This window comes from Thermostichus sp. MS-CIW-40 (assembly GCF_054058315.1).
This window is the reverse complement of sequence record NZ_JBSSAC010000063.1, coordinates 1-11,912: the sequence shown is the minus strand read 5'-3', so window position 1 is coordinate 11,912 and position 11,912 is coordinate 1. Positions and strand designations below refer to the sequence as shown.

Annotated in this window: 11 protein-coding genes and 1 tRNA gene; 4 read left to right on the top strand and 8 right to left on the bottom strand. The window is 58.8% G+C overall.

What is annotated here, in order from left to right; genetic code table 11:
• Window positions 1–707 (bottom strand): RNA-guided endonuclease InsQ/TnpB family protein (locus ACVWXF_RS13380; protein WP_457474634.1); only part of this gene is annotated, 707 nt, incomplete at its 3' end.
• A gap of 181 nt (window positions 708–888) precedes the next feature.
• Here ACVWXF_RS13380 and nadC point away from each other — a divergent pair.
• From nadC to ACVWXF_RS13365, 3 genes are all read left to right on the top strand, one after another.
• Window positions 889–1,746: a carboxylating nicotinate-nucleotide diphosphorylase gene (gene nadC / locus ACVWXF_RS13375; RefSeq protein WP_457474633.1), complete on the top strand. Its 858-nt coding sequence runs from the start codon at window positions 889–891 to the stop codon at window positions 1,744–1,746.
• Between the two features lie 198 nt (window positions 1,747–1,944).
• The gene (gene nadA / locus ACVWXF_RS13370; RefSeq protein WP_414342299.1) at window positions 1,945–3,033 is read left to right on the top strand and encodes a quinolinate synthase NadA; all 1,089 of its coding nucleotides are present in this window, start codon (window positions 1,945–1,947) and stop codon (window positions 3,031–3,033) included.
• 29 nt (window positions 3,034–3,062) lie between these two features.
• Window positions 3,063–4,556 carry an L-aspartate oxidase gene (locus ACVWXF_RS13365; RefSeq protein WP_457474632.1) on the top strand — a complete coding sequence of 498 codons (1,494 nt, stop codon included), beginning with the start codon at window positions 3,063–3,065 and terminating at the stop codon, window positions 4,554–4,556.
• Here ACVWXF_RS13365 and gndA read toward each other — a convergent pair.
• The 5 genes from gndA to ACVWXF_RS13340 all read right to left on the bottom strand — a co-directional run bounded on the left by gndA (window position 4,553) and on the right by ACVWXF_RS13340 (window position 8,384).
• Complete coding sequence (gene gndA / locus ACVWXF_RS13360; RefSeq protein WP_457474631.1) at window positions 4,553–5,971, bottom strand: NADP-dependent phosphogluconate dehydrogenase; 1,419 nt, start codon at window positions 5,969–5,971, stop codon at window positions 4,553–4,555. The genes ACVWXF_RS13365 and gndA overlap by 4 nt on opposite strands.
• Window positions 5,972–6,065: 94 nt before the next feature.
• On the bottom strand, window positions 6,066–6,587 hold the full coding sequence (locus ACVWXF_RS13355; RefSeq protein WP_457474630.1) for a pentapeptide repeat-containing protein: 522 nt from the start codon (window positions 6,585–6,587) through the stop codon (window positions 6,066–6,068).
• A 91-nt stretch (window positions 6,588–6,678) separates the two neighbouring features.
• Window positions 6,679–7,482 (bottom strand): carbohydrate ABC transporter permease, encoded by an 804-nt coding sequence (locus ACVWXF_RS13350; RefSeq protein WP_457474629.1) that lies wholly within the window; start codon window positions 7,480–7,482, stop codon window positions 6,679–6,681.
• 267 nt (window positions 7,483–7,749) lie between these two features.
• A tRNA-Gly gene (locus ACVWXF_RS13345) sits at window positions 7,750–7,820 on the bottom strand.
• 120 nt (window positions 7,821–7,940) lie between these two features.
• A complete protein-coding gene (locus ACVWXF_RS13340; protein WP_011434035.1) occupies window positions 7,941–8,384 on the bottom strand; it encodes a 2TM domain-containing protein in 444 nt (147 codons plus the stop codon).
• A gap of 185 nt (window positions 8,385–8,569) precedes the next feature.
• Between ACVWXF_RS13340 and ACVWXF_RS13335 the strand changes: the two genes are divergently transcribed.
• Window positions 8,570–10,558, top strand: a complete 1,989-nt coding sequence (locus ACVWXF_RS13335) for a DICT sensory domain-containing protein (RefSeq protein ID WP_457474628.1) — start codon at window positions 8,570–8,572, stop codon at window positions 10,556–10,558.
• A gap of 192 nt (window positions 10,559–10,750) precedes the next feature.
• Here the strand turns inward: ACVWXF_RS13335 and ACVWXF_RS13330 are convergent, their stop codons facing one another.
• Together ACVWXF_RS13330 and ACVWXF_RS13325 are read right to left on the bottom strand one after the other, a co-directional pair.
• Window positions 10,751–11,335: an SRPBCC family protein gene (locus ACVWXF_RS13330; RefSeq protein ID WP_457474627.1), complete on the bottom strand. Its 585-nt coding sequence runs from the start codon at window positions 11,333–11,335 to the stop codon at window positions 10,751–10,753.
• A 154-nt stretch (window positions 11,336–11,489) separates the two neighbouring features.
• Entirely contained in the window at window positions 11,490–11,735 is a 246-nt protein-coding gene (locus ACVWXF_RS13325) for a hypothetical protein (protein WP_049749597.1), read from the bottom strand.
• Window positions 11,736–11,912 lie beyond the last annotated feature (177 nt).

Genomic DNA, 11,912 nt, shown 5'->3' with positions numbered 1-11,912 from the left:
CTCTTTAACCGCTTTTGGGCTCTGCGGTAATACTGGGGAACTGGAACAGACTCCCCCGCATCGGTCACCAAAAAGGAGTCCAGTCCCACGTCGATTCCTATGGTGTTCTCCAGTGTTGGCAGGTCAGGGGTAAATACGGGGACAGATGAATCTTGCAGGCTCAAGGTCACATACCACCCGTCTGCCCTGCGGCTGATGGCAGCGGTCTTAATCACAAAGCCCTCAGGCAAAGGACGGTGCTGAATTATCCGAACAGCACCGATTTTGGGCAGATGGATAAACTGCCCGCAAATGCAGTCCTGTTGCATCGGGGGGAAACTGAAGGAGCGATACCGCCCAACTCCCTTAAATCTGGGTTTCCCTGCCCGCTTGCCGTTACCGTCCCCCTTCAGCCACCGGTCGAATGCTTTGTGCACTCGCTCTATGCAGTTTTGCAGGACTTGCGAATGGATGGCTCTGTACTGCGGAAACAGGGCTTTCGTGCTCACCAAGTCCCGTTTTTGGGAGTAGAAATCGGGCTTGTCTTTCAGCTTGGGCAAATGACAGACTAGGGGACAAGCATTGATAGCACAGCGATTGTGTTCCCACCACGCAAAGCGCTCTGCCAAGCGGTAGTTGTACTGCTTGCGTAACAAGTCTAGCCATTGGTCCATCAGAGCAACTTGGCTAGAAGTAGGGCGTAAGCGATACTGGTAAGCAGTTCTCATGATGAGGGTATAAAATCCTGCTACGCCGGTCATAGCACCAGTAAGGACGAAGCATCGTGTCCTCGCCTTTTATCCCGACCCTTACCCTGGATAGTGGTGAGTGGATAGTGACCAGCCACTAGTCACTAGTCACTAACGGAGGGCGGGGCTTCCCGCCGGTCTAGCTAAAACCAAACCGAAAATGGAAGAAGTTTACTTACCAGAGGAGACCCTTTGCGCTTGGCTGTGGGAAGACCTGGGGCACGGCGACCTCACCACAGAGCTGACCCTACCCCCAGGACTGGAGGGTGAGGCGGTAATCCTGGCCAAGGAGATAGGGATCCTGGCCGGCCTGGAGATTGCCAAGCGGGTTTTTCGGCTGGCGGATCCCCAGGTGGAGTTCATCCCTGGAGTGGAGGAAGGGGCCAGGGTGGCTGTCCGTCAAGAGGTGGCCCACCTCAAGGGATCCCTGAAGGGCATTCTGGCGGGGGAGAGGCTGGCGCTCAATCTTCTCCAAAGGCTGTCCGGCATTGCCACCCTCACCCGCACCTATGTAGAGGCTCTCCGGGGAACCTCAACCCAGCTTCTGGACACCCGCAAGACCACTCCCGGCCTGCGCGCCCTGGAGAAGTATGCTGTACGGGTAGGGGGCGGCAAAAACCACCGCTTTGGGCTGTTCGACGGCATTTTGATCAAGGAAAACCACATCATTGCCACGCAACGCTGTTGCGACCGCGGCGCGGGAGGCGTTTTGGCAGCCGTCAAGCGGGCCAAGGAAGGTGCTCCCCACCACCTCAAGGTGGAGGTGGAGGTGCGGGATCTCCAGGAACTGGAAGAGGCTTTGGCAGCAGGAGCCGATCTCATCCTTCTGGACAACTTCACCCTGGAAGAAACCCAGGCCGCCGTCCAACGGGTGGGAGGGAGAGTTCCCCTGGAGGCCAGCGGCAACATGACCCCAGAACGGGCCAGGCAAGTGGCCGAGGCAGGCGTGAATTACGTCAGCGTCGGGGCGCTCACCCACTCGGCCAAGGCTTTGGATCTCTCTTTGCTGGTGGTGTGACCCTGAGCCAAGTCCTCGCTGGACACTGCTTTATTGCTACGCAACGCTGTTGCGACTGATGCTACTTTGAGAAGACAACCTAAGCCCAGCTCCAGCTCAACCGGGCGCCGCGAAAGGCTTCGCCGGGCATCTGGGTTGGGGGTTGCTTCTCTTGCCGGCTCAGATACCCCCCAAAGCAGAGTCGACCAACTCCAGGAGATGGGCTTTCCGTTATTGCTGCGCGCTGCTCCTGCAAACGCATTAGCGGGACAAAGTCCTCAGATCGTGTCCAGCCTCCAGAGGAACAAAACCGTTATTGCTACGCAACGCTGTCGCGACAAGAAGTCGAAAATGAAGGGAGAAACCCCATTGCTACACAACACTGCCACAATCGTCCAGGAGATTGCCCGGCTCAAACAGGAAAGGCAGGCAGTTATCCTCGCGCATTCGTATCAGCTCCCCGAAGTTCAAGAGGTGGCGGACTTTGTGGGAGACTCCTTAGGACTGGCTCGGGAGGCTCAAAAGACGAGCGCCCAGGTGATTGTCTTTGCGGGCGTGCATTTTATGGCGGAGACGGCTGCCATCCTTAACCCGGAAAAGACGGTGCTGCTGCCGGATCTGGAGGCGGGCTGTTCCTTGGCCGATAGCATTCGCCCGCAAGATGTGCTGCGGTGGAAGGCAGCCTGCCCTGAGGGCCTGGTGGTGGCCTACGTCAACACCGCTGCCGAGATCAAGGCTCTGGCAGATGTCTGCGTAACCAGCGCCAACGCAGTTCAAGTGGTGGCCAGCCTGCCCCCGGATCGCCCCATCTTCTTCGTGCCGGATATGTTTCTGGGAGCCCACGTTGCTCAAGTAACCGGAAGGGAGCTGGATCTCTTTCCGGGAGAGTGCCACGTGCATGTTGGCATCCGGGAAGAGCACCTCAAGGCGATGGTGGAAGAGCACCCTGGAGCAGAGTTCCTCATTCACCCGGAGTGCAGTTGCGGCTCTAGCTGTCTCTTCCTCAAACCGGATGCCAAGCTGCTCTCCACCGAGGGCATGGTGCGCTACGCCAAAGCTTCAGAAAGCCGCGAGTTTGTGGTGGCCACCGAGGTGGGCATTCTTCACCGGCTCAAGAAAGAAGCTCCAGACAAAACGTTCATCCCTGTCAAGGCAGAAGCCGTCTGCGAGTACATGAAGAAGATTACCTTGGAAAAGATTTACCGCTCCCTGCAGGAGATGCGCTACGTGATCCAGGTGCCTCAGGAGGTAGCTGAGAAGGCTCGCCGTTCCATCCTGGCCATGCTGGCAGTGCCCGCCGGAGCCTAGAGGTGGAGGGGAAGAACGGGGCGCCGCCCTTGTTAGAAACAGACCTGTTGATCCTGGGAGCAGGGGTGGCGGGGGTGTACGCAGCCCTGTGGGCCGAAGCCCAGGGGGCGACAACTCTGGTGGTAAGCAAGGATCCCCTTCCCTCTGGCTCTACCCCTTGGGCGCAGGGTGGGGTGGCTTTTCCTGTGGATGAGGCGGACGTAGAAGCCCATATCCAAGACACCTTGCAAGCGGGCCGCGGCTTGGTGGAAGAAAAGGTGGCTCGCTCCATTGTGGAGGAAGCACCCTTGCACCTGGAGAGGCTTTTACGCTGGGGCCTTCCTTTCCATCCCCAACCTGTCCGGGAAGGGGGCCACTCCCAAGCGCGGGTTCGCCATCTGGGGGGGGATCGGAGCGGACTGTGGCTCCTGAGAGGTTTGCTGGCTCGCCTCAACAGGCTGCCTTTGCAGGGCTACACAGCCCTAAGCCTTTTGCTGGCGGGGGACAGGGTAGGGGGGGCCTTGCTGCTTGGCCCTGAAGGGCCGGTGGAGGTGAGGGCCGGGGCAGTTCTCCTGGCTACGGGAGGATTTGGCAGCCTTTTCCCCGTCTCGACAGCTCCCCCGGGGGCCACCGGCGACGGAATGGTGCTGGCCTGGCGGGCAGGGGCCACTCTCAGGGATCTGGAGTTTGTGCAATTTCACCCCACGGCCTTGCCCAATGGAGCGCTGGTGAGCGAGGCAGTAAGAGGAGAAGGGGCTGTTCTCCTCAACGCCTTGGGGGAGCGTTTTATGCCTCGCTATGCGGAGCTGGGAGAGCTGGCGCCGCGGGATGTGGTAGCTCGGGCCGTTTTCTGGGAGCGGCAGCAGACAGGGGGAACCTACCTGGATCTGCGGGTCGTCGAACATCTGGAGGAGCGCTTTCCCACCGTTGTTGCCTCTGCCCGCGCCTTGGGGCTGGATCCCACGAAGGATCTGCTCCCAGTTGTTCCCGCGGCTCACTACGTGATGGGTGGGATCCGAACGGACACTTTCGGCTTCACCGGCCTGCCGGGCCTTTATGCTGCTGGGGAGGTGGCTTCCACGGGTCTGCACGGAGCCAATCGCTTGGCTTCCAACAGCCTTTTGGAAGGGCTGGTCATGGGCAAGCGGGCCGCCTTGGCTGCCTTGCAAGATTTGGGAGAGGTGAGCTTTCCCCGACAGCTGCAGAGGCTACCCGTTCTGGCGACGTCTCCCGACATCCTGCCGGCTCTCAGGCATCGAGTTGGGGAAGCTTTGGGCGTTGTGCGGGAGGGAACACGGCTGCGGGCTTTTCTGGCCTTTGTCAAGGCACTTCCCCTGCAGGAAAAGCCTTGGGCCAGCCGGGAAGAGGCCGAGGCAGGCAGTCTGCTTTTGCTGGCCCGTCTTGTAGCGCAGGGGGCGCTGCTGCGGGAAGAAAGCCGAGGAGCCCATTTCCGCGAGGATTTTCCTCAGGAAGGGGAGCCTTTCCATACGGAGGTGCGCGGTTCAACTTTTTTCCGGAGACCTCTTGATGCTACGCATTGCTAACGGGAACAGGTGCTCCACTCATGGTGAAAGACGCCCGGCCTGTCGATGCGCTCGAAGGTGTGGGCCCCGAAGAAGTCCCGCTGGGCTTGGGTGAGGTTCTGGGGCAGGTTGGCGGTACGGTAGCTGTCGTAGTAGGCCAAAGAAGCGCTGATGGCCGGGATCGGGATCCCCAGGGCAGCCGCCGTGGACACCACCCGCCGCCAGGATCCCTGCCGTTCCTGGAGGGCCTGCTTAAACTCCTCATCCAACAGCAGGTTCACCAGCTCTGGATCCCGTTTGTAGGCCGACTGGATCTCGCCCAGGAAGCGGGCGCGGATGATACAGCCCCCCTTCCAAATCCGCGGAATCTCACTGAAGGTGTAGACGTAGCCGTGGGCAACAGTGGCTCTTTTGAGCAGGGCCATCCCCTGCGCATAGGAGCAGATTTTGGAGCAGTAGAGGGCGGCGCGCAGATCTTGGATAAAGCAGTCGGGATCCCCTGCAAAAGTTGCGTCGGGCCCCTTCAACTGGGCAGAGGCAGCCACCCGTTCCTCTTTCATCGACGAGAGGATGCGAGCTTGCACTGCCGCCTCGATGGTGGGCACCGCTACCCCCAGATCCAGAGCATCTTTGACCGTCCACAAACCGGTGCCTTTCTGCCCGGCCTTATCCAGGATGAGATCCACCAAAGGCTTGCCGGTTTCCGGATCCAGGGTTTGGAAAATCTTGGCGGTAATTTCAATTAGGAAAGATTCCAGCTCTGTTTCATTCCAAGCCTGAAAAATCTCCTGCATCTGCGAGGCCGACAGCTTCAAAGCCCTGCGCATTAGGTCGTAGACCTCGGCGATCAGCTGCATATCGCCGTATTCGATGCCGTTGTGTACCATCTTCACGTAGTGCCCGCCCCCTTTGGGCCCCAGGTAGGTGACACAGGGGCCGTCTGGCACTTGAGCGGCAATTTTGGCCAAGATGGGCTCCAGTTGTTGGTAGGCCTCTGGGCTGCAGCCGGGCATGAGGCTGGGGCCGTTCAGGGCTCCCTCTTCCCCGCCGCTCACTCCCATGCCGACAAAGTGGATCCCGGTGGGGGCGAGGGCTTCGGCACGGCGATCGGTGTCGGTGTAGAGGGAGTTGCCGCCGTCGATGATGATATCCCCCGGATCCAGCAGGGGTTTAAGCTCGTCAATCACCGCGTCTACCGGCGCACCCGCCTTGACCATGATCAAGAATTTGCGGGGCCGCTCCATCAGTTGCACCAATTCCGGCAGGCTGTAGGCGGGGGTGATCCGTTTGCCTTGGGCTCGCTCCCGCATGAACTGGTCGGTTTTGGAGCTGGTGCGGTTGTAGACGGCAACCGGGAAGCCATTGCGCTCGACGTTGAGGGCCAGGTTTTCCCCCATCACCGCTAGGCCAATCACCGCAAAGCTGGGCTTGCTCATGGTTGGGGCACTATCGACACCTCACCCAATCTAGAGGCCAATCTGACCGACGGGGCTCAGGGATCCTGTTTTCTTCACCTTTGCCGGCCCTGATTCAAGGGCAGCCCAAACTCTCACGGGTGGTTACGCCGGTTATCGGGTGGGATCCCTCAGCTCGCTCACACAACTGCCGCTTTGCCGCCCGATCCACATAGGCTTCGCTGAAATCGGCGCCGGCAATCTGCGCTCCTTGCCAAACTGCCCGTGCGGCAATGGCTCCCGTGAGCTTGGCCCCTCTGAGATCGGCTCCTGCCAAATTGGCCAGATCCAAAAGGCTATTGCTCAAATCGGCACCGGATAGGTTGGCCCCCGCCAGATTGGCCTTGGTGAATGCCGCCCCCGAAAGGTTGGCCCCGTGCAGATCGGCGCCCTGCAGGTTGGCGCTGACAAAGCTGCTGCCCCGCCAATCTTGGCCGGATAGATCTTGACCTTGCAGATCGGCGTTGTTGAAGTTGAGACGGGCTTGGCTGCCCGCCGGGGATCCCCAGAGGAGCCAAAGCAGCAGAGTGGCCGCCAGCAGCATGCCCAGCTTCCCGAAGTCGCGCCAGCAAGTCGAGGCGTTGGATTTTGGGGCCATCGAGGATCCCTAGATTCTCTACCCCCATTCTTGCCGATTTTCCCCTTGCCCACTGAGAACTGGGATCATTGCGTTGCAGCAGAGACAGCCGTTATCCGCCGTAGGTCACATTCCGCTCGGTGGTGCGAAATTGCAGGATCGTCAGCCCCACCACAATGAGAAACAGGACGATGGATTGCGCGGCAGCCCTACCCAAATTGCCTGAAGACACTCCGATTTTGTAGATCTCGTAGATCAACACCGAGGTGGATCCGGAAGGGCCCCCAGCAGTCAGCAAGTCAATGGTGCCAAAGATATCGAAAAACGCATAGGTCATGTTGGTAATCACCAAAAAGAAGGTGATGGGAGAAAGCAGCGGTAGGGTGATGGCAAAAAAGCGACGCACTGCCCCGGCCCCGTCGATGGCAGCCGCTTCCAGCAAATCCTTGGGCAGGTTTTGCAGGCCGGCAAGGTAAAACAAAATGTTGTAGCCCATCTGCTTCCAAACGCTAGCAAAGATCACCACCCAAGGAGCCAAGTTGGGATCGCTGAGCCAGTTTAAACGGGGGATCCCCACCAGGCCCAGCAAATGGTTGGCCACCCCTCCCAAGGGGTTGAACATGATAAAGAAGATGATCCCGGCCACCGCCGGAGAAATGGCGTAGGGCCAGATCAGCAACACCCGATAAATCGCCGCCCCCCGAATCGGCTGATAGGCCAGCGTGGCAATCAACAGGGATCCGCTCAACCCCAGCACCACGATGGCCGCCGAAATGGCAAAGGTAATCCCCAGGCTGCGCAGATAGGTGGAATCCGTCAGCAAAGCGGTAAAGTTATCCACACAGACGAAGCGGCTGCGCGGCGCCCCCACAAATGTGAGCAGGGTGGAAAGGCGGAAGGTATCCAGCCCTGCCAAACCTACACCACCGAGTCGAGCAGCACACCGACCGGGCCAGGACACTGGCAGCGGGAAACTCGCGTCTTCAATGCCCAAGGGGATCTGCTCGGTGGCTCTGATACCGATGTGCAGTACCGATTTGTGCCAGGACAAGGCTGGGTGAAAACAGTAGAAGGCAAGACTCTAAAGGGTCAACCGATCCGCCGCACCACCACGATCGGCCCCAACCTGTGAAGAAGAATCTGAAGGGCACTTTAAGGGATCCCTTAGGATTTTGTGGGAGGAAGCGGGCGGACGGAATCGAACCGACAACAGCAGTTTGGAAGACTGCGGTTTTACCATTAAACTACGCCCGCACGGGCATTCAGCGATGCTGAATATCTATGGTAGCATCTCTCGGCGGTGCCCCTTCCCACTCAGAGTTTGGAGAAAAATCCATCTCCATCAGCGGGACAGACTTCTCCGGTAGGCTGGGCTTACTTGCTCTGGAGATCTTTCTGGCGTTTCCTTTGCCATTGGCGAAACTCTTTCTCGTAGCGTTCACCCTCCGTTTGGTAGGCGTTCCAGCCCTTGAGGGCAACGGTCAAGCCCCACCCCATGAGTATAAACAGCGACCAAGATAGCCCTCCACCGGAGAGCCAGTCTAAGCCCAGCAAAAAGCTGTTGACAATTCCATAGCGGCCCAGCAGTTGGTAAAACTGCCGACGGCGGTAGCGCTGGAATTCTCGGTGTTGGCTGTTCAGCTCTTGCCAGGCCTTCCATTCCTGCTCGGCCAAGTCCAGCTCTTGGGGGGAGATCCCCAGTTCGGCAGCCATCTCCTGCAGTTGGGAGCGGGTGAACTCGCCCAGGCGTGGCTGGCGGGCAATGGCCCGCTGGAGGATCTGCTGCACGTCCTCTTGGCTGTACCGGGATCCCGACATTTGGCTGACTTACATATAACTTCGTAAACTTTATATCTCTTAGTTTGGGCTAGCTGGATCTTGCGCCTTATGAAGCTCCCTCCGCCGCGGGATCCCAACCGTTAGACTAAACCTAGACTGCGAGCCTCCTTCTCTGGGGTTAAGTGTCCCTGTACTGCCTGTGATCTGTGCTTGCCAGTAGGGTTATGGCCTCCACCCGCTCTAGATCTTACCTTCGCCAGAGTCGTACCTCCCTATTGAGCGATCTGCTGCAGGCTTTGCCGCACCTGCGCCCACAACTGTATTTCAAATCCTCTTTGGTTGCCCTCAGCCACGCCATTGAGGATCAGGTGCTGCAAGGGCAGGGATCCCCGTGGGTATTCGCTAACTTTCAAAAGGAGCGCTACTACCGCCAGGAGGCACGGCGCTACCAGCGCATCAGCGCAATGGCCCAAGACGTGTTTGTGTTGGCGACCCCAGAAAAGGATTTTGCTCAGACAGACCTGCCCTACCACACCATTCCCTTGGATCCAGAGGATCCCTTGGTGCAGGAGTGGCACTTGATCGTCATCGATGCCCACTATGCCACCTGCCTCGTGTGTCGAGAACGCTTGCAGATGCAGCGGGAGCGTCCTTGGCAAAGCAGCGATATGGATGCAGCTCGCCAATTTGATGGGATCTGGTCATTTGATCGTCAGATTACAGTCCAAGCGGCTTTGGCCCTGTTGCCCAAGATCCTCAGTTACCGACCGGATCTGGAACCTCGCCTTGAGCCCCTTCGCCAGTACCTCAAGGGATCCCCGCAAAACTCCGCCAGCCAACTGAATCCAGGCCCCTTTACCGAGCGGCTGATCACCTATCTCCAGGCAGGGCAATACAAACTGCAGCGGGCCTACCGCACCATTCGGGCGCAAGAGCGCAAAGAGCATCTGATCAACCGCATCAGCAGTGCCATTCGCCAGTCTTTGGATCCCGGCGAGATTTTGGCAATTGCTGTGCAGGAGCTGGGGCAGGTGGCAGAGGTGGGGCGATGTTTGATCTACCGTTACGATGGCCAGGCCCCTGCTGTTCAGATTGAGCAGGAGTACCGCACCCTAACGATGGGCAGCCTCAAGGGATCCCTGTGGCCTCTTCCCAGCAACCCTTTTTTGCGGGAGGCAGTAGCCTCGGCACAAGCGGTGTGCTGCGAGGATACCCAAAAGGATCCCCGCCTGCAGCGAGTGCCGGAGCTGTGGCAGCCGGCCCAAATTCGGGCTTGGGTGGCCATGCCGATTCTCTATCAAGGGCGGTTGCTGGGCCTATTGGAGCTACACCACGAACACCCTCACCGCTGGCAGCCGGCCACTCTGGAGTTGGCAGAAGCCATTGCCAACCAAGTGGGGGTAGCCCTCTTGCAGGCAGAAGCCTATCAGCACCTAGAAGAGCTCAATCGCCAGTTGGCAGCTCTGGATCAGGCCAAATCAGAGCTGATTGCCGTGACCGGACACGAGCTGCGCACCCCGCTGTCCACCATTCAGGTGTGTTTGGAGTCTTTGGCCAGCGACCCCGACATGCCCCTGGAGATGCGCCAGGAAATGTTGAACACAGCCCTGCAAGATGCCGATCGGCTGCGGGAGTTGGTGCAGGACTTTCTCACCCTCTCCAAGCTGGAAAGTGGTCGCGTTCGCTGGCATATCGAGCCGTTGTCTGCTCAAGAATGTGTGGAGCTGGCCCTGAGCAATGTCAAAGCGCGACGGCGGCACGAAGACTTGCCCACCATCGAGCAGGTGCTGCCCAAACGGCTGCCAATGGTTAGGGCGGATGGGGAGTGGCTGGTGGAGGTGTTGCGTAAGCTGCTGGACAATGCCTGCAAATTTACCCCTTCCACCGGACGGATCTGGATTCGGGCAGAAGTGGAGCCACCAGCCGGTGGATCGAGGGGGGCGATGGTGAAGTTCACTGTTGCCGACACCGGGCGCGGCATTGAGCCAGACCGGTTGCAAGCCATCTTCGAGCGGTTTTATCAAGCAGAGGGATCCCTGCGGCGCTCGGTGGGTGGGACGGGCTTGGGGCTAGCCATTTGCCGACTGATCATTGAGGCCATGGGGGGGCGCATCTGGGCAGAATCGGGGGGGATCAATCAGGGCAGTGCCTTCCACTTCACCCTGCCGATAGCGCACCCACACACCCAAGGACAGCCCTCGATCGCTGCTTGAGACTCGAAAGGTGAAGGACCACCGGCCCACTTTGCCTCTGGGATCCACCTGGCAAATTCCAGCTCGAATATCAAATCCCACAAATGGCAATAAAGCTGTTCCCCAGCCCCCCTCTTCTTTGGCAGAAGGGCTGAGAGTGGTCGCGTCAGCGGCGCGGAGCGCTTGGGGAACGAGGTACCTATTGGGCGCGCCTCAAACGGGCTTGGAATGATCCGACAAACTCAGGCAGCGCTCCCGAATGGCTTGTAAGTTCAGGGCCAAATCTTGGCAAATGCGGCGCTCCACCAGACCGACAGGCATTCTGCGGGGAGGCTTGACCTGCAGGTGGTAGGTGAGCAAGGTTTGATGGGCCGACCAATCGGCCAGATCCCAAAACCCCTCGAAGATAAGAAAATCCCCTTGTGTTTTTTGGAAGCGAAGCTGCTGAGGAAAGATCTCCTCGATAGCCAGCACCACCGCAGCAGAAAATTGGGCAAATAAAACCTTTTGGGATCCCACTTGACGTACCAGTGTGCAGCCATTCTCACGGCCAATGACGCGACTTTCCACCAAGTTGGGAATAAACTCCGCCAGATGGTCGTAGTCGGTCAAAACCTGCCAGACCTGCTGCCGCTCCACCGGAATCAGGACGCGACCTCGCACTTGGCGGCGGCGCTCCCCCAAATCCTCCACCTCCACCTGGATGTCTGAGGACTCCGTCCCGCTGACGCCAGCAGGAATGGGGATCCCATCTTCTGGGGTGGGGTCTTGGGGATCCCATTCAGGGTCAGAAGGCATGGCGAGAACTTCAGTCGCGTAGGTGCTGTAGAGCAGTGCGGAAACCGGAGAGGGAATCGATTTTTGACTGGACAAACCATTCGCCAGCAGTTCCAATAGGCTGCCCCCCTGTGTTTTCTATTGTATCAGGGAACTGTATAGCAGATAACGAACTCTAGGGGAGAAGGGCCTGGAACCAGCCGACGATCACCTGCCAAACCTGTTCTAGAAGGGCAAAGGGATCCCGCAACTCCTGCAGCACCTGCCGCGGGCCAATTCTAAAGACCACGTACAACACGGCCAAGATGATTACAATCCCCACCGTTGTCCAGATGGCCTCTCGAACCACCCGCACCCAAAAAACCAGCATAAAAATGGCGATGGCTACAGCGGCAACCAGCGGCAATGTGTCCAGTACCATCGGATCCCACCTCGTTTGGCTCAGACGTTTCAGATTTAACTCCACTGTAGCCAGCTTGAAGTAAACTACCCGACCCTGACTACTTCGCAGTACAGGGCGGGCTTTCGGTAGCCCTGCAGTTGGCAAGCCAACCACGAACCTCTAGGCTGGTTTACAGCAGCCCCCAAAAGCGCAATC